The 20,765-nt window shown below is 33.7% G+C and carries 22 protein-coding genes, 1 pseudogene and 1 riboswitch; of the genes and pseudogenes, 9 read left to right on the top strand and 14 right to left on the bottom strand.

The features are described 5' to 3' along the window. Window positions 1-53: 53 nt before the first annotated feature. From AC0GLY_RS06925 to AC0GLY_RS06945, 5 genes are all read right to left on the bottom strand, one after another. Entirely contained in the window at window positions 54-608 is a 555-nt protein-coding gene (locus AC0GLY_RS06925) for a hypothetical protein (protein WP_496611438.1), read from the bottom strand. 65 nt (window positions 609-673) lie between these two features. Further along, window positions 674-1,495, bottom strand: coding sequence for a MetQ/NlpA family ABC transporter substrate-binding protein (locus AC0GLY_RS06930; protein ID WP_496611439.1), 822 nt, complete (start codon window positions 1,493-1,495; stop codon window positions 674-676). A 603-nt stretch (window positions 1,496-2,098) separates the two neighbouring features. After that, window positions 2,099-3,058 carry a zinc-binding alcohol dehydrogenase family protein gene (locus AC0GLY_RS06935; protein WP_496612272.1) on the bottom strand — a complete coding sequence of 320 codons (960 nt, stop codon included), beginning with the start codon at window positions 3,056-3,058 and terminating at the stop codon, window positions 2,099-2,101. A 12-nt stretch (window positions 3,059-3,070) separates the two neighbouring features. Further along, window positions 3,071-4,588, bottom strand: a complete 1,518-nt coding sequence (locus AC0GLY_RS06940) for an ABC transporter permease/substrate-binding protein (protein WP_496611440.1) — start codon at window positions 4,586-4,588, stop codon at window positions 3,071-3,073. Window position 4,589: 1 nt separating this feature from the next. Next, window positions 4,590-5,522, bottom strand: a complete 933-nt coding sequence (locus AC0GLY_RS06945) for an ATP-binding cassette domain-containing protein (RefSeq protein ID WP_496611441.1) — start codon at window positions 5,520-5,522, stop codon at window positions 4,590-4,592. 136 nt (window positions 5,523-5,658) lie between these two features. On the opposite strand from AC0GLY_RS06945, the gene AC0GLY_RS06950 reads away from it, so the two are divergent. Further along, a complete protein-coding gene (locus AC0GLY_RS06950; protein ID WP_496611442.1) occupies window positions 5,659-6,027 on the top strand; it encodes a winged helix-turn-helix transcriptional regulator in 369 nt (122 codons plus the stop codon). Continuing rightward, window positions 6,024-6,899, top strand: a complete 876-nt coding sequence (locus AC0GLY_RS06955) for an aldo/keto reductase (protein ID WP_496611443.1) — start codon at window positions 6,024-6,026, stop codon at window positions 6,897-6,899. Before AC0GLY_RS06950 ends, AC0GLY_RS06955 begins: the two co-directional genes overlap by 4 nt. Before the next feature lie 29 nt (window positions 6,900-6,928). On the opposite strand, the gene AC0GLY_RS06960 is transcribed toward AC0GLY_RS06955, so the two are convergent. Continuing rightward, a complete protein-coding gene (locus AC0GLY_RS06960; RefSeq protein WP_496612273.1) occupies window positions 6,929-7,390 on the bottom strand; it encodes an NUDIX hydrolase in 462 nt (153 codons plus the stop codon). Between the two features lie 12 nt (window positions 7,391-7,402). Further along, complete coding sequence (locus AC0GLY_RS06965; protein ID WP_496611444.1) at window positions 7,403-7,894, bottom strand: hypothetical protein; 492 nt, start codon at window positions 7,892-7,894, stop codon at window positions 7,403-7,405. 115 nt (window positions 7,895-8,009) lie between these two features. Continuing rightward, a riboswitch (FMN riboswitch) is annotated at window positions 8,010-8,142 on the top strand. A 148-nt stretch (window positions 8,143-8,290) separates the two neighbouring features. On the opposite strand from AC0GLY_RS06965, the gene AC0GLY_RS06970 reads away from it, so the two are divergent. Beyond that, entirely contained in the window at window positions 8,291-8,857 is a 567-nt protein-coding gene (locus AC0GLY_RS06970) for an ECF transporter S component (protein ID WP_496611445.1), read from the top strand. Between the two features lie 2 nt (window positions 8,858-8,859). Here the strand turns inward: AC0GLY_RS06970 and AC0GLY_RS06975 are convergent, their stop codons facing one another. Both AC0GLY_RS06975 and AC0GLY_RS06980 read right to left on the bottom strand, forming a co-directional pair. After that, window positions 8,860-9,186, bottom strand: a complete 327-nt coding sequence (locus AC0GLY_RS06975) for a type II toxin-antitoxin system YafQ family toxin (RefSeq protein WP_496611446.1) — start codon at window positions 9,184-9,186, stop codon at window positions 8,860-8,862. Window positions 9,187-9,223: 37 nt separating this feature from the next. Beyond that, a pseudogene (locus AC0GLY_RS06980) lies at window positions 9,224-9,553 on the bottom strand (heavy metal-binding domain-containing protein). Between the two features lie 127 nt (window positions 9,554-9,680). On the opposite strand from AC0GLY_RS06980, the gene AC0GLY_RS06985 reads away from it, so the two are divergent. Both AC0GLY_RS06985 and AC0GLY_RS06990 read left to right on the top strand, forming a co-directional pair. Further along, on the top strand, window positions 9,681-10,277 hold the full coding sequence (locus tag AC0GLY_RS06985; protein WP_496611447.1) for an NADPH-dependent FMN reductase: 597 nt from the start codon (window positions 9,681-9,683) through the stop codon (window positions 10,275-10,277). A 96-nt stretch (window positions 10,278-10,373) separates the two neighbouring features. Continuing rightward, complete coding sequence (locus AC0GLY_RS06990; protein ID WP_496611448.1) at window positions 10,374-10,751, top strand: hypothetical protein; 378 nt, start codon at window positions 10,374-10,376, stop codon at window positions 10,749-10,751. A 37-nt stretch (window positions 10,752-10,788) separates the two neighbouring features. On the opposite strand, the gene AC0GLY_RS06995 is transcribed toward AC0GLY_RS06990, so the two are convergent. Beyond that, entirely contained in the window at window positions 10,789-11,607 is an 819-nt protein-coding gene (locus tag AC0GLY_RS06995) for a CPBP family intramembrane glutamic endopeptidase (RefSeq protein ID WP_496611449.1), read from the bottom strand. Window positions 11,608-11,718: 111 nt separating this feature from the next. Between AC0GLY_RS06995 and AC0GLY_RS07000 the strand changes: the two genes are divergently transcribed. After that, window positions 11,719-12,471 (top strand): MucBP domain-containing protein, encoded by a 753-nt coding sequence (locus AC0GLY_RS07000; RefSeq protein WP_496611450.1) that lies wholly within the window; start codon window positions 11,719-11,721, stop codon window positions 12,469-12,471. A 67-nt stretch (window positions 12,472-12,538) separates the two neighbouring features. On the opposite strand, the gene AC0GLY_RS07005 is transcribed toward AC0GLY_RS07000, so the two are convergent. Continuing rightward, complete coding sequence (locus tag AC0GLY_RS07005) at window positions 12,539-12,685, bottom strand: hypothetical protein (protein ID WP_496611451.1); 147 nt, start codon at window positions 12,683-12,685, stop codon at window positions 12,539-12,541. A 115-nt stretch (window positions 12,686-12,800) separates the two neighbouring features. Here AC0GLY_RS07005 and AC0GLY_RS07010 point away from each other — a divergent pair, with 115 nt between their 5' ends. Continuing rightward, window positions 12,801-14,348 carry a multicopper oxidase family protein gene (locus tag AC0GLY_RS07010; RefSeq protein ID WP_496611452.1) on the top strand — a complete coding sequence of 516 codons (1,548 nt, stop codon included), beginning with the start codon at window positions 12,801-12,803 and terminating at the stop codon, window positions 14,346-14,348. A 59-nt stretch (window positions 14,349-14,407) separates the two neighbouring features. On the opposite strand, the gene AC0GLY_RS07015 is transcribed toward AC0GLY_RS07010, so the two are convergent. The 3 genes from AC0GLY_RS07015 to AC0GLY_RS07025 form a co-directional block, all read right to left on the bottom strand. Then, complete coding sequence (locus AC0GLY_RS07015; RefSeq protein ID WP_496611453.1) at window positions 14,408-16,264, bottom strand: monovalent cation:proton antiporter family protein; 1,857 nt, start codon at window positions 16,262-16,264, stop codon at window positions 14,408-14,410. 97 nt (window positions 16,265-16,361) lie between these two features. Then, complete coding sequence (locus AC0GLY_RS07020; protein WP_496611454.1) at window positions 16,362-16,574, bottom strand: hypothetical protein; 213 nt, start codon at window positions 16,572-16,574, stop codon at window positions 16,362-16,364. After that, the gene (locus tag AC0GLY_RS07025) at window positions 16,567-17,343 is read right to left on the bottom strand and encodes a pyrroline-5-carboxylate reductase family protein (protein WP_496611455.1); all 777 of its coding nucleotides are present in this window, start codon (window positions 17,341-17,343) and stop codon (window positions 16,567-16,569) included. Before AC0GLY_RS07025 ends, AC0GLY_RS07020 begins: the two co-directional genes overlap by 8 nt. Before the next feature lie 325 nt (window positions 17,344-17,668). Here AC0GLY_RS07025 and zwf point away from each other — a divergent pair, with 325 nt between their 5' ends. Together zwf and gnd are read left to right on the top strand one after the other, a co-directional pair. Then, a complete protein-coding gene (gene zwf, locus AC0GLY_RS07030; protein WP_496611456.1) occupies window positions 17,669-19,150 on the top strand; it encodes a glucose-6-phosphate dehydrogenase in 1,482 nt (493 codons plus the stop codon). A 113-nt stretch (window positions 19,151-19,263) separates the two neighbouring features. Beyond that, a complete protein-coding gene (gnd, locus tag AC0GLY_RS07035) occupies window positions 19,264-20,694 on the top strand; it encodes an NADP-dependent phosphogluconate dehydrogenase (RefSeq protein ID WP_496611457.1) in 1,431 nt (476 codons plus the stop codon). Window positions 20,695-20,765 lie beyond the last annotated feature (71 nt).

Below are 20,765 nucleotides of genomic sequence, written 5' to 3' on the forward strand. Positions count from 1 at the left end.
CGCAAACGTTAATTTGCGAGTCTTTTATTGTATGAATTGTATTGTGATAAAAATTATGGTCTTAAAAAGTATGTCCCATCTTCCATCACATCATAAATTCCAATGGTTCCTGAACCACCTTGAGCTTTAATTGATTTTGAAGTAACTTGGATTTCATACATATGATTTTCGGTAGATAACAAAGTATAAGCGAAATCACTATTATTTCCTAATCCATTACTCAAGGTAGTAATAGCTTGACTGGCACTATTTACAATATTACCTCTCCCATTAGTTTCATCCTTTTGGGAGCGAACTGATTGAGTTGCTGGTGTAGCAGTTTGTTCTGAAGTATCACTAGTTGTAGTGGTGTTAGCAGTCGTTTTTTTAGTTGTGGGTTCAGTACTAGTTGAAGTATTTTGCTTGAAAGTTGGTGTTTCTTCTTGGCTACTATTATTTTTATCAGTTACTTTATGATCTTTTTTTGTACTACTTTTAGATTTTTTTGTTTTTTGCTGCTCTGTTTTAACATCTTGCTTTGGTTTTTTAGGAGAATTATCTTCATTTCCACAGGCTACTAAACCTAGTGAAGTTGATAATGCAATTGCAATTAATAATAATTTTTTCATAATTAGCCCTCAGTTTCGTAAATTAATCAAACTTTTCATGACTAATTATAAACCCTTAACATAGACTATTCACCCTTAGGAATATTCCAGAAACTATCTTTGTTATGTTTTTGAAGGTATTCTTTAAATGCTTTTGAGTGGTAAGCTTTATCAACTGCTTTGGCCCACTTCTTGTCTTTATCTTGCTTATTAACGGCAGCAACCAAGTAGTAATCAGGCTTGATGTCTTCGGAAATGAGCATCGTCTTCGTCGAAATCTTAGCTGGGTAAGCCGTTGAACCTGGTAAAATAACATAATCAAAATCAGAACGTGACCGTGGAATTTGCACATCTTGCATTGCGGTAATCTTCAAATCATATTTGTTGGTGGCAATATCTTTGCTGGTAGCTTTGATTGGGTCAACCCCTTTTTTCAAAGTAATCCAACCAGCTTTAACTAACACGTTATAAGCACGAGCCATGTTAGATGGATCATTGGGAATGGCAACCGTATCACCCTTTGCAACTTGTTTAAGTGAAGTTTTTTTAGCTGGATAAATTCCAGTTGGCACAGTTGGAATCTTAGTTAAAGCCGTTAGGTGAGCATGTTTTTCTTTATTAAAGTTGTCCATGTAAGCGGTATGTTGATCAACGTTTAAATCGGCTTCACCGTTGTTAATGGCAACATCGGCTAAGGATAAGTCACTAAAGGATTGGTTCTTAACCTTGTAACCCTCTTTTTCCAAAATTGGTTTAACCCCTTTTAAGAACAAGTCACTGTAAGGACCTGGTGATGAGGCTAATCGAATCGTATTCGTTTCAGATTGTTTGGGTTTTAACACAAAACTAAAAATAAAGATGACTCCAAAAATAGCAATTAATGATCCAATAATATACTTCTTTTTCATAATTAAATCTCCTCTTAATAATGTAATTGACTACGAATTAACAAAATGGTGTTTAATACTTGGAGAAATTGTTCTTTAATAACATTTGATAAATTCCGAATAAAAAAGACCAATAACTATCCATAATGATAGCCACTGATCTCTTTTTGATCTAATAAAATATCGAAAAAAGTACTGTTATCAGTATGAATTTCCCCAAGTATTTAGCGAATTGGCTAACTAATGAGAAAATCCATCCGATTTAAACATTAGTTAGTTTGGCATACAACAACAGCAACAAGTTTTCATTTATTAGGTCTCCTTTGAATTTTTTATTTAGTATAGCACTTACAAAAAATAACTACAACATTTTTGTTAATTGTTGAACCATTTTCTTTTTCAAAATAATTATTAATTAAGATTTCATTTATTAATAAATCGTCTATTTCTTAATAAATAGTCTAATAAACTATTAAATAATTACTCAATTTTAATAAAAGTGAAACATTTAGAAAACTTCGACTATTTTCTTAATTATAAGCACAACGTAATAACATAAAATTAGAAGTCTAGGTTTATGATATCCTAATTCCATAAAATAGAAATGTTCATTTTCCCATGGTTTCAAAGCAAAACTACTACTTTACCAATTACTTTGGATTCATCTATATACTTATGTGCTTCTTTAACTTGATCAAATGAAAAAACTTTATTAGGTGTAACATCCACATGATATTTTTCGATATAATTTAATAAAACCTGTATCTCATCTTGTTTAATTTCGCCAGAATAAAAACCAGTTAAATAACGATTATTGGGAATATCCATAATCGGATCAAAATTATTTAAAGTCCATTCTCCACCTAATTGGCCCGTTGAACTAACTATTCCAAATTCATTTAAATGTTCCAAAGAATCTGGTACAGTCGTTGGACCAATCAAATCAACAATCTTATCAAACATCAATTCTTTATCACTTAAACTATTTTTCTTATCAGTAACTAATATCTGATCAAAACCGATTTTAGTTAACTCTTTTATTTTGGATGAACTTCTTGTTGTTCCAAAGATTGTAACTTGAAAAGGAAGTGCTTTTATTAATTTAAAAATTGCAATTCCAACACTACTTGAAGATGCCCTAATCAATATTTTATCATTAGGTTTGATTTGCAAACTTTTAAAAATTCCAAATGCTGTATAAAAAGTTTCAGGTACTGCCGCTAATTTTGTCCAGCTCAAATTACTCTTAATCGCAAATAGTTGATGATTGGGTACTAAAGTATATTCTGCATAGCTCCCATTAAAATCACGTCCCATTTCCCCCATTAAACTAACTACTTTTGTACCAATTGGCAAATTTTTGGTATCAGTGGTTTCATCAATTATTCCAACCAATTCAATTCCCGGGACTCGAGGAAAAGTAACACTTGGAGATAATCCTTCCCGAGTAAAAATTTCAGAATGATTTATTCCAAATCCTTTATTCTTAACTAACGACCAACCGTCTTTTAATTTAGGCTTTGGTAATTCAGTTGTTTTCAAGACTTCTGGCCCACCAGGCTCATTAATTACAATTGCTTTCATCATTATTCCTTTCTAATTTAAATGATGTTGCTCCAAAAATTGTTTAGCAACGACGGATGCTTTTTTGTGCTTAACGCTTACTTCATAATTCATTTCCTGCATTTGTTTGGTAGTTACTTTTCCTGAAATCTTTTCCAAACTAGTTACAACTTTAGGATTTTGTTTAGCAAAATTACTTTTCATTAGAGGCGCTGCTTGGTATGGTGGAAAGAATTTTTTATTATCCTTTAAAATTACCAGATGATCTTTTCTAATTTGTGGATCTGTCGTATAGGCGTCAGTTACATCTGCTTGTCCATTACTCAAAGCCTCATACCTCAAAGATGGTTCCATTGTTTTTACATATTTAAAATCAAGTTGGTAGACTTTCCTCAATCCAGGATATCCATCCGATTGTTGATAAAAATCTGGATCGAAAACCGCTCTAAATTGAGGTACTTTCGTTAAATCAGAAATATCCTTCAAATGATATTTTTGTGCATCACTTGCTCTGACTACCATTGCGTAATCATTTTGGTATTTCATTGGCTTTAAGTAGTCCATTTCAAATTGACTTTTCAACTTTTGTGAAGAGTCGTGATATGCTACAGCAGGATTTTTAGGGACCGAAGTATCATTTTTAACCAATGATTGTAATACGGTTCCCGTAAATTCTGGATAAATATCGATTTTACCGTTTTTTAGTCCATTAAATAAAAAAGTTGTTCCCCCAAAATTAGGTTTAAGTTCAACAGAAACATTCTCATTATCTTGTTCAATCAAATCTTTATACATATTGATTAAAATTTCCGGTTCACTTCCCATTTTTCCAGCAATAATGACTGTCTGCTGTTTTTTTTGATTAATCATTTGATAACCGAAGCTACAAACAATCAATAAAGTAATCGCCAAAAAAAACAATGCCAAAGATTTCAAAGGAATCTTAGAAAGAAATTTAAGTCCATAACTAAATATTAATGCTAAAAGTGCAGATAAAATTGCACCAACTAGAAGTGCATTATTGTTATTCGTTTGAATACCTAACAATATATAAGTTCCTAAACCTCCTCCCCCGATTAAAGAAGCAAGTGTTGCAGTTCCAATAATCATGACCATTGCAATTCTAATTCCATTTAAAATCATTGGCATTGCAAGGGGTAATTTTATTCTAAATATTTTAAAGTACCAGGATAGACCAAATGCCTCAATTGCCTCCTCTAAATTAGGATCAGTCGACTTTAGACCGAGATAAGTATTAGAGAAAATGGGCATAATTGCATATAAAACTAAAGCAATAACAGCAGGGACACTCCCAATTCCAACGAAGGGTATCAATAACCCCAGGATTGCCAAACTAGGAATCGTTTGAATCATACTCGAAAGCTGTAAAACAAAACCACCTATTTTAGGATAGTTAAGTAGAACGATAGCTAATGGTACAGCGATTACAATTGTGATAACTAATGCAATAAGCGAAATTGCAATATGCTGCCACAAGGCTTTAATAATATCAGTATAATTTTGACTAATATAATTTTCTAATCCTGACATTTTATTTCCCAGCTTTCATTGAAAGATATTTAATCAGGTCGGTTGCATTTATTTTTTTATCATTCACTAATACAGCATAATTTTTTGACTCTTCAATTTCTTTTGCTAATTGATAAATATTATCTTGGTCCGATAATTGTGGCAAATTTTGTTTTTCAGTTAAAACGTGTTCTCCAATCCCCATTTCTAATAGGTCTTGGATGCTTGGTATCTGTGTTGCACTAGAAAAAAAGGATTTAACAAATTGATTTTGTGGATTAAAGGTTATCTCAGAAGGGGTTCCCAATTGTTGGAGTTTCCCATGATTAAGAACTGCTAGTCGAGAAGCCATTTTGAGTGCTTCCTGCATATCATGAGTAACAAAAACAATTGTTGTTTTAAATTCGCGGTGTAAATCTATTAGCAAATCTTGTAATTGCTGCCTTGAAATTGGGTCTAAAGCACTAAATGGTTCATCCATCAAAATAATATTTGGATCAAAAATAAGTGCACGGACAATTCCAACCCGTTGTGCTTCCCCACCTGACAATTCATTTGGAAACCGATTCATAAAAATTGCTGGATTTAAATCGACTCGTTTCAGCATTCTTTCAATTTTTTCTTTTTTAACCTGCTTATTTATATCTTTATTTAAAGTTACAGAAATATTTTGTGCAACTGTTAAATTGGGAAATAATGCGCTAGATTGGAGTACATAACCAATTTTTTGCCGGAATTCTCTAATATCTTTTATTTCACTAATATCTTGATTATCAATTTTTATCTTTCCACTAGTTGGAGTATTCAAGCGATTAATCATTTTAAGTAACGTCGTTTTCCCACTTCCGGAAGGTCCAACCAATACAAAAAATTCATGACTATTAATTTGCAAATTAATCTTATCTAGCGCTGTATCGTTTCCATATTTTTTACTAACATTCATTAAACTAATCATCTGTAGTTTCCTCGTGATCTTTTAAATTTGTCATAATTTTCTTTAATAAATATAATATATCTAGATGATTTTAAAAAGTAGGCACTTTGTGGTAATTAACGAACTAATAGAGAGTTAAATTAAAAAGGAGCTATTCATGTCAAGAAAATTATTGGAACAAAATGGAATTTGCCCTGTAGCAACCACTATTGATTTATTAAGTAGTAAATGGAAAGTCCTTATTATGCGTGACCTTCTTAGCGGTACAAAGCGATATACCGACTTAAAAAATAGCGTAGCCGGAATCAGTCAAAAAATGTTGACTCAAAGTCTTAGGGAAATGGAAAATGATGGATTAGTTTTAAGAAACGTATTTCCTATCGTCCCCCCTAAAGTAGAGTATAGTTTAACTAATTTAGGAAAAAGTATGAATCCTGTCATAGAAGCAATGGCAAATTGGGGAACCACATACTTAGAAAACTCAGAAATTATGAGTCAAAATAAAGGGAGGAAGAAGTTAAAATGAACATTAATTCGACTATCACTTTAAACAATGGTATAGAAATGCCTCGACTTGGATTTGGAGTATGGCAAACTAGTAATGCAGTCGCTACTCAATCAGTTCGTTGGGCAATTAAACATGGCTATCGATTAATTGATACTGCCAAAAAATACGGAAATGAACCTGGAGTTGGTGAAGGATTAACTCGTGGTTTAGCCGAGAATGGCTTAACCAGAAGCGACATTTTTTTAACTACAAAAATTTTCATTGGTGATGAAGGTTATCAATCAACCCTAGATGCTTTTGCAGGCCAATTAAAGAATTTACAAACCGATTATGTTGACTTAGTCTTAATTCACTGGCCTGTTCCTGGTAAATATCTTGATACTTGGAAAGCTCTTGAAAAACTTTATCTTGAAGGCAAAATTCGAGCCATTGGAGTTTCTAACTTTAACATTATACGCCTCAAAAAATTGTTAAAATATGCTTCCATTAAGCCTGTCATTAACCAAATGGAATTCAATCCGCTTGAACAAGAAGCTGATATCAAAGCTTTTTGCGACGACCATAACATTCAGCTCGAAGCTTGGGGGCCTCTTGGTCATGGTGACGCCTTAACTAATCCAGTCATTAAAGTAATTGCTGAAAAATATCACAAAACACCTGCACAAGTAATTATTCGTTGGGAATTACAACGTGGGATTATCACGATTCCCAAGTCTACTCACGAAGATTTCATCGAATCAAATACAAAAGTTTTTGACTTTGAATTAGCTGATGATGATATTAAAGCAATTAACGATCTTGACTTAGACAAACGTACTGGCTGGTATGGTGATTGGCAAGCCTTTGGCAATCCGAATGGCAAACCAACTGAAGTAGAAAATCGCGAATAATAAAAATACTGAGATAATTCTCAGTATTTTTATTTAACGTTTTTTACATAATCAATCACTGCTTGTCCCATTTTTTCAGATTGTTCATTAAAAAAGTGCGGCAAATTATTCAAAGCAAAATACTTTAAATCAATAGTTTCTTCAGTTTGATAACTTAACAAATGTCCACCGACCTTTTTCACCAAAAACAAATTCGTAATTAGTTGGGTTTGATCACCGTTCGGATAAGTATAGATATCGGTGTCAAAAGTTTTCAATAAAGTAATTGGCTCTATTTCAACTCCTGAATCTTCTTTAAATTCACGTTTACAAGTTTCAAATAAGGTTTCTCCAAATTCCATAAATCCGCCAGGAAAACACCAGTCATTATTTCCCGTTCTTTCTTGTAATAATAATTCCTGTTTATCATTTAAAAGTGCCCCCGCAGATGTATTTAAAATCAATGGACGATGCCCTACTAATGCCCGTAATTCTTTAATATAATTTGCCATCATTCACACTCCTTAATTTGTCATTTGAACATTTTGCTTAATAACTTCAATTTCCTGCCCAAATTGGGCTTTTGACTGTTTTGATAAAGATTTCAAGTGTTGAATTTTTTGATTTAATTCATTGGCTTGTTTCAAAGGTTGAGCATCATTTTGTAAATTACTGACCTCACCAATAATTTTTTTATCTAATGTGTTTTCCATGGCATCCGTAACCTTTTGCTTCTTAGCTTTTTCATTTTTGCTAACTGAAATTTTTTTGGTTTGATATAAAATCCGGTCTTGTTTTTCAATTGACTTTACCGAAAATTCTTCATTATGTTGCTTAATTGTTTTTAAATGATGTCCATTAGAATCATTTAACGTATCACTAGCAGTCGATTGCGTTTGACTTTCGCCAACTTTTTCGTCAAAACCGTTTTGAATCACCAAATATAATCCGCTTCCAATTACCATAATTATCAGCAGCGTGATAACTTTATGATTTTTAGTATCTTTCTTTTTCATTTTAATATTACCCATTTAATTTATTTAGATTTCAACTCATTACAATAGATTTTACTATAAGTTAGGGTTGCTTATTATTCCATTCTATAATATATTTATAATTAATAATTAAATAATACTTCTTCGGGGCCGGGTGAAATTCCCAACCGACGGTAACAAATTAAATTTGAAGTCCGTGACCCGCGTTAAGCGGTTGAGCTAGTGGAAATCTAGCACCGACAGTATAGTCTGGATGGGAGAAGAAGTTCTTATTGAAGCACATTACTTTAGTGGTATTTTATGCCATTTTAAGGTTTTATTCAGTTTGAAAATAAACTAAACGCCCCGCATTTTTGCAGGGCGTTTTTTATTGGTATTTTTTAATTATTACAAAATAAATTAATTAGGAGTGATAGTATGTCAGTTAATAACCAAGGTATCAAACGACTTGTTTTAATTTCAATTTTAGCTGCAATCGCATATGTTTTAATGTTTATCGCTTTCCCCATTCTCCCATTTGTCTCATTTTTAAAATTAGATTTCTCTGATTTGCCAATTCTATTGGGTCTCTTTACTTTAGGACCAGTGGCAGCTGTTGAAATTACCATTTTAAAACTTTTCTTATACTGGTTAACCAATGGTTTTTCTATGATTCAGTTAATCGGACTTTCCAGTTCTTTAGTAGTTTCTTTAATCTTCATCGGCGTTTTCTATTTCTTTAGAAGAGACGTCCAAAGCAAGACCTTTAAACAATACATTCCTGTAATTGTTTCAGCAATTGTTTTAATGATTGTAATGAGTATTTTGAACTACTTTGTTTTCCTACCCCTTTACATTAAGATGTTAGGGTTTAATTTAGGTCAACCAATTTCAAAAATGGTTATCACCGGAATTGCTCCCTTCAACTTAATTAAAGGACTCGTAGTTGGAATCGTATTTGTCTTAATTTTTAACCGTTTAAAAATGAAAGATTTAGAAAAATAAATTCAAGTCACAAATAGGCAACTTATCATTGATAGTATATCGGTGATAAGCTGCCTTTTTTTGATGCTTTTATAATTAAACAAATCCGAATGACTACCTGTATCTATAAAACTTAAGTATTTTCCATGATCCCGATAGATTAATAACCAATCTGGTTTCATATGAAACTCACATTCTAGCTTTCTATTAATCAATGAATAATCACTAAATTTGCTAGGTATTAACTGGTCTGTAATTAATATATGATGAATTCCAGTAAATTGTTTTTTATCATAATTAAGTTGTTCAACTTCAAAAGGTAATCCACCATGCGTAATCGTTTGTTTCATAAAAATTTTGAATGCTTCTGTTAAAGATAAAATTCAACTATTTTTTCAACACAACCGCCGTCCCATAAGCTGTAATTGACATCCGATCAGTTCCAATTGAGCCTGAATCAAAACGCATCATAATTACGGCATTGCCACCCAGTTTAGTAGCATTTTCACACATTCGATAAATCGCTTCTTGCCGAGCCGTTTCTAACATATTGGTATATGACTTAATTTAGCCCCCAAAAACATTTTTGATACTGGCACCAAGGTTACTAATTACATTTTTTGATTGAACTGTCATTCCAAAAACTTCTCCAATTACGTGGTCAACTTCATATCCAGTTGGTACTTCAGTCGTGGTAACTAACATTTTTTCTATCATAAATTTTCTCTCCTATACTAGACTAGTTAAGCATAATTATAACTAAATTAAATTTCTCTGTAACCCAATTTGTACTATGATATAGATGTAATGAAATTAATCATTTTGAAGGGAAACACAAACAATTATGACAACCGTTAACGTAATTTTAGGTAGCTCACGACCTGCTTCATTAGGTCGTGGTTTATTTAAAAACTTAGAAAACCAAAAAGATCAATTGGAAACAAATCATCAAATCAAGCTGCATTTTATGGACCTAGTTAATTATAATTTACCTTTTTTCTATGAAGATGTTGCTCCAATGGATAATAAAAATCGAGTATTACCTAACAACGAACAAAAGTGGATTAATGATATGAAGGTCGCCGACGGTTATTTATTCATAGTCCCAGAATATAATCATGCTGCTCCTGCAGTTTTAAAAAATGCCTTAGACTTTTTAGCGTTTGAGGCTAAGGGTAAGCCTGCTAAGATAATTACGTATTCGAATAACGGTCGTGGTGGTCAATTTTCATTTTTATCATTACTTCCAATCTTAAATCAACTTGGGCTAATCATCTTACCTAAACCAACGATTATCGGAAAAGTTGATAAAAATTTCAAACCAGATGGTAATTATCAACCTGACGCTCCTTCCAAAAATCATTACACCATGAGACTAACTAAAACAATTAGTGAAATTGCGTTTTATAGTACTTTATTAAAAGAACACCCATTTAGCTAATCATTAAAACTTTCTTTAGTGTCCCATTTCAAGGCATCTCGTTTAAGGTTTAATAACTAAAATGTTAATATAATATAAAATAAGTGAGGTAATAACATGGCAGATCGCAAATTTATTAGTCAAAAAATTTTAGAAAAAGAAATCGCAGTTTTTGGAACCAACCCAGAAGAAAATAAGGATGTAACTGACTTTAGAGTGGCTGTTGCCCTTGGGAACGCTAATGCGGAATACTTGGATCCCAAAACATTATCAAAAAGTAGTTTAGGTAATATTTATTCAATTTGGTTAATGACCTACATTAATACCCCAGGTTTAGAAAATCTAAACGAAAAGGCTACTGCTAGTTTAATTAAAGCATATGATTTTCGCGATGATGTTCAAGATTCATCTAACCATGAAGAATATGAAAAATATCTTAATGGTGACCTATCAATTGATGAAATCAAAGAGAAGTTAAACAATTTAAATAAATAACAAAAAACTTACGAATTTAAAATTCGTAAGTTTTTTGTTATTTGTCAAATATTTTAATTTTATCAGCAATCGCCGGTCTTAAAAAAACAACTGCCATTATGAACACAATGAAATAATCAAGCAAAACTTGCCACCAGCCATTATAAAATGAACCAGCAAAGAATGAATTGGTTGTGAAATATGAATTAAAATCGCTAGCAAAATGAAATGCCATGGGAACCAAAATAGTTGAGGTTCTTACATACAAGATAGCCATTAAAATTCCAAATGGAATTGCCCCTGATACCTGCTGTAACGTATCTGGAAATGGCTGATAAAAAATGTTTTGAAAATGAATTAAGCCAAACAAAATTCCACTAATTGTCACTCCAAACATTAGTTTGCGATATGTGCTCCCCTTTACAACTTGCATAACTTTTGGAAAAACCACACCCCGAAATCCATATTCTTCTACAAGTGCTGAACCAAGAGAAAACATAAAGAAACTAACGTTATTAGCATCATATTTTAAGATTCCCAGATTAACCGTAAAAACATAAATTAAAATCATGATAACTGCTAATGATAATGGACAAGCTTGGTTCTTAAAAGGAATAATTGATTTAAATCGTACCATTTGTTTAAAGTACCGACGATTTACCCAAACAATGATTATAAAGGCTAATCCATATCTAATGGTTAATTCAAACAGGATGAGCGTCGGCATACTAAACAATGAAATCAAGTTAAAATGTTTTAATAATAAAACAATGCCGACTCCGAAAAAGGCGGTGGCAGTATCAACCACCATAAAGATAATTACAAAGCTAATAATTTTACCAAGCTGGAGTGCCTGGGAGTTTTTAAATAATTTCATAAACGAACTCCGTTGTTTTATAGTTTAATATAATCCTAATTATAACAAAACTTTAACTTTAACAAAGTGGTAATATAGTAATGAAAATTAATTATGACTGGAGTTTTTAAAATGAATATCAAAAAAAGTTTAGTAATTATTACTCTAACAGGATTACTATTAGGTACAGGTTTCTATTTTCATGATTTTTCAGAAGTAACAGCTAAAGCAGATGCTACTACCCAACGTAATGAACAAGGGAAAATCATTGTTCATTACGTTGATCAAAGTGGTAAACAAATTCGTCCAGAAACTGTTGCTACTGGAACGACTGGAACAACCTATGTAGCATCCGTTCCGCAAATCAAAGGATACACTTACTCAAGTATTGAAAATGGTCAAAATAATGCCAATGGACCACAAATGACTTTTGGAGGAGGAGATCCTGTAACTAGTGTCATGTCAATGACTATTGTTTACAATGCCACTAGCAGTAAGACATCTGATTCTAACAAAAATTCTGATAACAATTCATCAAATACAGACCATTCTGGTAGTAATAGTTCAACTACTGCTCCTGCAAATAATGGTAAAAGTTCACCTAGTAACAAACAATCTTCCAAAAGTAGCTCTAATAAAAACAATTCTAATTCAAAACTAAAGTCAAACAAGCAAACCGCTTCAAACTCTAACGATAATAAAGTTGATCATTCAGATAATAATGGAAAACCATCTAAAACTACCAATGCTAAGAAAAACAATAATAAAAAAGCAAAAAATAATCATCATTTAGCTTGGACTATTGGTGGCGTGATTTTAGCCATCTTAGTAGTTATTACAGTTGTCTGGAAATTTATGAAAAAACCTAGTTCGGATAGACATTAAAATTTAAAATAAAAAAAGTTCAGTTTATTATCAAAAAATAATAAATTGAACTTTTTTAAATTCCTCATTACTTATGAAGAGCACTATATAAGGAATCAATTAGCATTCCAATTACCATCATATACATGGCCATCATTCCTTTATCCATTACTAACATGGCTAAAGTTACTAACCAAAATATGACTAAAATCCAACTAAGTTTTTTGTTCATCATAGGAATCCTCCGTGACTAAATTTAATATTCCTATTATTAGAAACATTACAATTAATATTAACATACCCTAATAGAATTGTAGTACACTATTAGTGTAAACAGAGGAGGAGAACTTATGACTGAATCAAAACAACCAATCGATCACTATTTTTTTAATGAATCAGCATATGACTACCATGACGGTGGCTATATCCCTCTTGAGGTATCAGATGCCCCAGAGAGTAAATTAGTAATTCCATCCATTTTAAAGCCTGATAAAGAAACGGATACAGATGTTTGGTACACCGTTGAAGCTCAACCGGGTGAAACGCAAATTTTACCTGGCGAAAAAACGAAAACTTGGGGATACAACCAAAGTTTATTAGGTCAAACGATTGTTTATCAAAGCGGAAAGACTTATCACGTTACGCTAAAGAATAGCTTGCCCGAATTAACGACCTTCCACTGGCATGGTCTTGATGTTCCAGGCCCATATATCGATGGTGGCTGTCATGCCCCTGTTTTTCCTGGAGAACCTAAAGAAATTACTTTCAAAGTTGATCAACCGGCTGCCACGCTCTGGCTCCATGCTCATCCATGTCCTTTAACTGGTTGGGACGTTTGGCATGGTTTAGCTGCCGCTGTCGTCGTAAAAGACGAACACGAAGCTAGTCTTCCCTTGCCACGCAATTACGGAGTGGATGACATTCCCGTCATTTTACAAGATCGAACCTTTGACGAACATAATCAATGGAACTATGACAAAAATTACGATCCAGATGGTACTGAAGGGAAAACAGCACTAATTAATGGAACGGTTAACCCTACTTTTGATGTTACCACCCAAAAACTAAGACTTCGTTTATTGGATGGATCTAATCGTCGGGAATGGCGTTTACATCTTAGTGATGACTTAGTCATGACACAAATTGCTTCAGACGGTGGTTTATTACCAGAACCAGTTTTATTTAAAAAATTAATGCTAACTTGTGCTGAACGTGCTGAAGTTGTCCTTGATTTCAAAGACTACAAACCTGGCGACCAAGTTACCTTATATTCTGATGATACGCCAATTTTAAAATTCAACATTAAAGAATTTGAGCCTGACAATACTGAAATTCCACAACATTTAGCTGATGTCCCTTATCCTGAAGTTGACGAGAATGCTCTTGTTCATCAAGTGGTTATGTCTGGAACTGATGAAGAAGTGATGATTAACGGTAAAAAATTCGGGATGATGCGAATTGACGACCGACAAGAATTAGGGGTTGCTGAATACTGGGATATCACTAACACCAACGATTGTTGTGGTGGCATGATTCATCCATACCATACTCATGGTGGTTCATTTAAAGTTATTTCTAGAAATGGTGAAGCTCCTTACCCTAACGAAACGGGGTACAAAGATACCATTGGCGTTAACCCTGGCGAAACCGTTCGAGTTAAGATGCGGTTCAATTACCCGGGAGTCTTCATGTATCATTGTCATATCATTGAACACGAAGATGGGGGGATGATGGCCCAAATGCAAGTTTGGACCAAGGATGACCCACATAAGAAATATGAATTAATGAGTATGGATACTTTGATGAACGCATTAGCTAAAGAACGTCATTGTAAGCCAGATCAACTTAAAATTAAAAGTTTAGAATCATATAAAAAAATGGGAATGGATATGTGTTAATCATTTCTAACAGCACTAAAAAACCAATCACAACGAATGTGATTGGTTTTTTGTTTAGTTTAATTTAGAGTACTAATTTCTTGACGCACCTTATTACTAATATTTTTATCAGCCGCAAAAATAATCCGATCATTTAATTCTAAAACAGTCGTGCCAACTGGATGAATCATCTGACGGTTTCGGAAAATTCGGGCAATCGTAATGTCATCACTAAATGGTAAATCTTTAATTGGCATCCCTGCATATTTACTATTACGTAACGTAACCTCGTGTAGCTCAGAACTATTGGATTTAATCATATTAAAGGTTGATGGAACTTCAATCATTTCACGTAACATTGCAACATTAACTGCGAAGGTATTATAAACTTCCACGCCTAGATCGGTTAATTCTTTTTCCCGAGCATTTAAAATATCTCGCTCTTCAAACCGAGCAATTACCCGCTTAACTCCGTATTCTTTAGCAACTTTCGCCAATGTATAATTAACATCTGGATCTAAGTAAGCAAAAACGGCAATGTCAGCATCAAAATATCCATTTTGTTTTAAATAATCAGCATCTAATGATTTTAGCAAATGAACGTGGGCTTTATTATCTAGGGTCTTATAATTTTTTTCATTATCGGTAAATAAAGTCACATCGTACCAACTGTTTGCTAACTGTTGCGCTACCGGAATCGTAACTAAGTTAGCTCCAAACATATTTAATTTAACTTCATGATAAACTTCTGGACTCGGTGTAAACATTTTATTGAACACCAAGGGACCAACCACACAAGTAATAATTGCGGCTAATAGAAACGCTCCGGATTGTTGTGGTGTAATTACTTTCATGTCACTAGCAACTTTTAAAATTGCTAAAACCATCGTAATGGTTGTTGAAACTAAGGCTGTTCCAGCTAAAGCATTTTTATTATCAAAACGTAAACGTAAAACTGGATACACTAAAGCTTTTGCCAACCAGTAACTCACTAAAAAGATTGGAATCAGCAATAATGTTTTTGGATCAGCTAGTAATTGCTTTATGTTTAAACCAACTCCACTCATCATAAAGAAAATTGGAATAAAGAATCCATAACCAATTGAATCAAGTTTTTCTTTTGTATTAGGAGATGGCTGTAATAATTTGTATACCATTCCTCCGACAAATGCACCCAATACAGCTTCAGATCCAACTCCAACCGCAATAGTAGCGAGTAACGCAATGATAAAGAAAGCTAACCGTACATCCACTTGCGTAGTAGACTTATTAAATTTATCCAAGTAAACAAAAAACTTACGAAATCGGAAAAATACTAAGGCTGCGACGGCAAATAAAATTAACGTTAGCAAAAGTGATTTAGAATCAGTTCCAAAAATTGAAACGTAAACCGTTAATCCCAAAATAGGCATTACTTCACCGAGAGCAGAAATTAACAAAATCGTTTGTCCTAGTGAAGTACTAAGAATCTCTTTTTCTTTTAATGTAGCAATCACAATTCCTAAAGAAACAGTCATAAATAGGATTGATGCAAGCCAAGGATCCTTAAATAATCCTAAAAATTTACATACAAATCCGAGAATTAGAGAGAGTCCTACAATGGTTCCATATCCATATAAAGCTAACCGTACCGATGAATATTTTGGCGCCTTTGCATTATTCTTTGCTTCCAAAGCACTGGGAGCTTTATTTTTAGGTTTAAATAGATCAAAATCAATTTCTAATCCACTCAAAAATAAAAGTACAATCACACCTGTATTTGATAAACCAGTTAAAACCGCATCCGGATGAACTAAATTCAACAAACTAGGTCCTAACAAAATCCCCACTAAAATCTCAACTACTGCTGTAGGCAAAACTGAAATATTAAATCTAGCTAAAACTAAAGGGGTTACTAATGCTGCTAATAAAATAATTACTAACGAAATCTGATCCACAATTTACACCTCTTTTTACTAATCTGTTTATTTTTCCCAATGCCATTTATGCTAAAGAAATGTGTGATAAATTGCAACAAAAAAAGATTAGTAAACACTAATCTTTTTCATCTAAATGTTTATTCTTGTGAGCACGGTAGAAAAATATCAATGAAATCAATAAAACAATTACTGAAAATGACATGTTTAGCCCTAGACTAGTTGGACTAAAGGTAAAATCAAATAAGAAGCCATCATAAGTTACCATCAAAATAATTGAAATTAATAATGAAATCAATGCAATTCCTAAGTCTAATTTATGTCTATTCATCTTTGTAAGTCCCATTTGCTTTATTTACGGCTTGATTAACTGCATTTCTAAATCCATTGGCATCCAAAGCAACTACCCCTTTAATTGTTGAACCACCAGGTGAAGTAACTTGATCCTTTAAATCTGAAGGATTAAGCCCTGTATCTAAAGCCATTTTAGCACTTCCCGTTACCATACTAGCAGCAACTTTATAAGCAGTTTCCCGATCCAAACCATTTTGTACGGCTGCATCACCTAAAGCACTTAAGAAAACATCGACAAAGGCTGGCCCACAACCACCAACAGTTCCAACAATCCCTAAATCTTTAGCTTTAACTGGGATTAATGTTCCCATTGAACTCAAAACTGTATTGGCTTTTTCCTTATCTGCAGAAGTAGCAAAATCACTCTCTTCAACAGCAATACACCCAGCATTAACTGCTACTGGAATGTTAGGCACCATACAAATCACTGAATTTTTAGGGAAAATGTTTTTAATGCCCTTAGCAGAAACTCCTTGAGCAGCAGAAACAACAATTGTGCCATCACCAACTGTCACGCTCAATAATGAATCAATTGTTACAGGAGCAGGGGTAGCAACAATTAAAATATCCATTTCAGAAAAGTCATTATTTTCCATCATTTGGAAACCGACTTCTTTTTGAAAAGCTAATAAACGAGAACTAACTCGGTGTCCCTTTACAAAAATATCATTAACATCATATTTGTTTGCTAAACCGCGAATCATGGCACTACCCATGTGACCGGCTCCTAGTACACCAATTTTCATAATTAATACCATCCTTTTTCATTTTTATCATCTAGCTCCATTATATACCTTAAAGGAAAATACTGCCTTTTCTCAATAAAAACTCATTTATAAAATTAGTATTTTTTAGCAACTTTACTGTCATCAATAAAACTTCCTTGAATTAAATCAATTGTAGCATGCCATAAATTAGAACTCAGATACAAAAAATAGAATTTTATCAAGAAAATGTCCAAGCTAAGATAGCGTTTTCATTTAAGCTATCAAAGGAAGATAAACCCCTTTTAATCTCATCAAATATGGTATACTCTGTAAGAGTATAGAAATTATAAAAGGAGTGAACGATATGCCAACAGAAAAACCTACAAGAGCAACTTTTATGCTTTTCGGTGGTACAGGTGACCTTGCATTACGTAAGTTATATCCTGCAATCTTTAACCTTTATAAAAAAGGTAGTTTAAGCACTCATTTTGCCTTAGTTGGACTTTCGCGTAAAGAACTAACTGACGAAGAATTCAGAGCTAAGATTATCGAATCAATCGCATCAGAAACTGATAGTAAAACTCAAGCTGAAGAGTTTGCTAGCCATTTCTACTGGAAATCACACGATGTAACTAATACCGATCATTACAAAGAATTAGGTAAAATCGCTGACGAACTAGATCAAAAATATGAAACTGAAGGAAATCGAATTTTTTACGTTTCCATGGCACCACGCTTCTTCGGAATTGTAGCCAAAAATCTTAAAGAACAAGGAGTTTTATCTACCAATGGTGGTTTTAACCGCTTAGTAATTGAAAAACCCTTTGGTCGTGACTATGAATCAGCAAAAGAATTAAATGACGAATTAACGAGTGCTTTTAACGAAAATCAAATTTACCGAATTGATCATTATTTAGGTAAAGAAACTACTCAAGCAATCCCAGTAATTCGTTTTGGTAACCCTATTATCGAAGCTGTTTGGAACCAAAATTACATTAAGGATGTTCAAGTAACTTTGGCAGAAAAACTTGGGGTTGAAGATCGAGCAGGATATTATGATACTGCCGGTGCACTTCGTGATATGATTCAAAACCACACCCTTCAAATTGTTAGTTACTTAGCAATGGACGAACCCAATTCATTTGTTGATACTGAGATTCGTCGCGAAAAAGTTAAAGCCTTAGAAAGCATGGAAATTTATGATGCTGAAGGCGTAAAAGAAAACTTTGTCCGTGGTCAATATGGTGCTGGAGATGGAAGTCCTGCTTATCGTGATGAACCAGGAGTTCCAAACGATTCAAATAACAATACTTATGCTGCAGGAAAGATTGTTTTCAATAATCACCGTTGGGGTAAAACTCCTTTTTACATTCGTTCTGGTAAAAAGTTAGCATCTAAAACCGGTCGAATTGATATTGAATTTAAGAAACCACTTGTAGATATCTTTGCTAAGGGTACTCACCAACCTGCTGAACTTCAATCAGATGTTCTAACTCTTTTGATTGATCCTAAGATTGGGATTACCTTAGAAATCAACACTAAGAACTCAGAACAAGGAATGCATACTGAAACTGTTGATTTAAGTTACCTTCAATCAGATGAACGTGCAGCTGAAGTTCCCCTCCCATACGAACGTCTTTTCCATGACATTCTTAAGGGTGACGGAACGTACTTTGCAAGTTGGCCAGAAGTTGCTGCCGCATGGAAGTACGTAGATCCTGTTCAAAAGCTTTGGGACACTACCCAACCAGACTTTCCAAACTATAAACCTGGTTCAATGGGTCCAAAGGCTGCTGATGAACTTTTGGCTCGTGATGGAAATTCTTGGTATTTCCCTAACAAGTAGCGATAAAGCGTTTTCAAAAAATAGATGAAACTATTTCACAATTTCAAAATACAATGATAAACTATTAGTGTAGAAAAATATAAAATTACTTTTTATAAAAAGGAAGGCATATTATGGCTGACAAAAAAGCAAATATTGGAGTTATTGGTATGGCTGTTATGGGTAAAAACCTTGCCCTTAACATCGAAAGCCGCGGATATACTGTAGCAATTTACAATCGTTCTGCTGCTAAAACTGAACAAGTTATGAAGGATCACAGTGACAAACACTTAGTTCCTGCATATGATCTTAAAGATTTCGTAGAATCGATTGAAAAACCACGTACTATCTTAATGATGGTTAAAGCTGGTAAACCAACTGATGCAGTTATCAACGAAATTCTTCCACTATTATCAAAGGGTGATACTCTTATTGATGGTGGTAACACTAACTTCCACGATACTATTGCTCGTAATGAAGAACTTGCAAAATCTGGTATTAACTTTATCGGAATGGGTGTTTCTGGTGGTGAACTTGGTGCCTTACAAGGTCCTTCACTTATGCCAGGTGGCCAAAAAGAAGCTTACGATCGGGTTGCTCCAATCTTAGAAAAGATTGCTGCTAAAGCCGAAGATGGCAAGCCTTGTGTTGCTTACATCGGACCTAATGGTGCTGGTCACTACGTAAAAATGGTGCACAATGGTATCGAATATGGTGATGAAGAATTAATTGATGAAGTATTTAACATTCTTAGAAATGCCGCTGGTTACTCAGTTGATGATTTAGCAAAAATCTTCTCAGAATGGAACAAGGGTGAACTTAACAGTTACCTTATTGAAATCACTGCTGACATCTTAACTAGAAAAGATGATCTTGGTGATGACAAGAACAAACCTATCGTTGATGCTATTCTTGATCGTGGTGCCAACAAAGGTACTGGTAAATGGTCATCAGAAGATGCGCTTGACGAAGGTGCTCCTCAATCAGTTATTACTGAATCAGTTTACGCACGTTTCGTTTCAATGTTAAAAGACGAACGGGTTGCCGCTTCTAAAGTACTTCATGGCCCAGCTAAGAAGCCTAAGTTTGGTAGCGATGATATCGTTGAAGATATGCGTCAAGCATTATACTTTGGTAAGATTATGAGTTACGCTCAAGGTTTCGAACAAATGCGGATGGCATCAGACAAATATAAGTGGGATCTTAAGTATGGCGAACTTGCTCAAATTTGGCGTGAAGGATGTATCATCCGTGCTCAATTCTTAGACGAAATTACTAAAGCCTTCGAAAAGAACCCTAACCTTGCTAACTTGTTAATGGATCCATTCTTTAGCGATATTGCTAACAAGTACCAAGATTCAGCACGTCGTGTCGTAGCCTTTGCTACTGAATACGGTATTCCAGTTCCTTCATTAGCTGCTGCTGTTTCATACTTTGACTCATACCGTGCAGAAGTGCTTCCTGCTAACTTGTTACAAGCACAACGTGATTACTTCGGTGCTCACACTTACGAACGTACTGATCGCCCAGGTAACTTCCATTACCCATGGTACGAAGAACAATAAAAATAAATAAAAGAATATAAAAAACTTCCTAAATTGGACAATAATTTAGGAAGTTTTTTATATTCTTTAGA

The organism is Fructilactobacillus sp. YLN 2507 (assembly GCF_059614085.1).

What these genes read in the sequence shown, in the direction of transcription:
- AC0GLY_RS06925 (WP_496611438.1), bottom strand. Translation starts at nt 608, where the DNA reads ATGAAAAAATTATTATTAATTGCAATTGCATTATCAACTTCACTAGGT.
- AC0GLY_RS06955 (WP_496611443.1), top strand. Translation starts at nt 6,024, where the DNA reads ATGAACATTAATTCGACTATCACTTTAAACAATGGTATAGAAATGCCT.
- zwf (WP_496611456.1), top strand. Translation starts at nt 17,669, where the DNA reads ATGCCAACAGAAAAACCTACAAGAGCAACTTTTATGCTTTTCGGTGGT.
- AC0GLY_RS06985 (WP_496611447.1), top strand. Translation starts at nt 9,681, where the DNA reads ATGACAACCGTTAACGTAATTTTAGGTAGCTCACGACCTGCTTCATTA.
- AC0GLY_RS07025 (WP_496611455.1), bottom strand. Translation starts at nt 17,343, where the DNA reads ATGAAAATTGGTGTACTAGGAGCCGGTCACATGGGTAGTGCCATGATT.
- AC0GLY_RS06940 (WP_496611440.1), bottom strand. Translation starts at nt 4,588, where the DNA reads ATGTCAGGATTAGAAAATTATATTAGTCAAAATTATACTGATATTATT.
- gnd (WP_496611457.1), top strand. Translation starts at nt 19,264, where the DNA reads ATGGCTGACAAAAAAGCAAATATTGGAGTTATTGGTATGGCTGTTATG.
- AC0GLY_RS07010 (WP_496611452.1), top strand. Translation starts at nt 12,801, where the DNA reads ATGACTGAATCAAAACAACCAATCGATCACTATTTTTTTAATGAATCA.
- AC0GLY_RS06945 (WP_496611441.1), bottom strand. Translation starts at nt 5,522, where the DNA reads ATGATTAGTTTAATGAATGTTAGTAAAAAATATGGAAACGATACAGCG.
- AC0GLY_RS06960 (WP_496612273.1), bottom strand. Translation starts at nt 7,390, where the DNA reads ATGGCAAATTATATTAAAGAATTACGGGCATTAGTAGGGCATCGTCCA.
- AC0GLY_RS07020 (WP_496611454.1), bottom strand. Translation starts at nt 16,574, where the DNA reads ATGAATAGACATAAATTAGACTTAGGAATTGCATTGATTTCATTATTA.
- AC0GLY_RS06930 (WP_496611439.1), bottom strand. Translation starts at nt 1,495, where the DNA reads ATGAAAAAGAAGTATATTATTGGATCATTAATTGCTATTTTTGGAGTC.
- AC0GLY_RS07000 (WP_496611450.1), top strand. Translation starts at nt 11,719, where the DNA reads ATGAATATCAAAAAAAGTTTAGTAATTATTACTCTAACAGGATTACTA.
- AC0GLY_RS06950 (WP_496611442.1), top strand. Translation starts at nt 5,659, where the DNA reads ATGTCAAGAAAATTATTGGAACAAAATGGAATTTGCCCTGTAGCAACC.
- AC0GLY_RS06970 (WP_496611445.1), top strand. Translation starts at nt 8,291, where the DNA reads ATGTCAGTTAATAACCAAGGTATCAAACGACTTGTTTTAATTTCAATT.
- AC0GLY_RS06935 (WP_496612272.1), bottom strand. Translation starts at nt 3,058, where the DNA reads ATGAAAGCAATTGTAATTAATGAGCCTGGTGGGCCAGAAGTCTTGAAA.
- AC0GLY_RS06990 (WP_496611448.1), top strand. Translation starts at nt 10,374, where the DNA reads ATGGCAGATCGCAAATTTATTAGTCAAAAAATTTTAGAAAAAGAAATC.
- AC0GLY_RS06995 (WP_496611449.1), bottom strand. Translation starts at nt 11,607, where the DNA reads ATGAAATTATTTAAAAACTCCCAGGCACTCCAGCTTGGTAAAATTATT.
- AC0GLY_RS06965 (WP_496611444.1), bottom strand. Translation starts at nt 7,894, where the DNA reads ATGAAAAAGAAAGATACTAAAAATCATAAAGTTATCACGCTGCTGATA.
- AC0GLY_RS06975 (WP_496611446.1), bottom strand. Translation starts at nt 9,186, where the DNA reads ATGAAACAAACGATTACGCATGGTGGATTACCTTTTGAAGTTGAACAA.
- AC0GLY_RS07005 (WP_496611451.1), bottom strand. Translation starts at nt 12,685, where the DNA reads ATGATGAACAAAAAACTTAGTTGGATTTTAGTCATATTTTGGTTAGTA.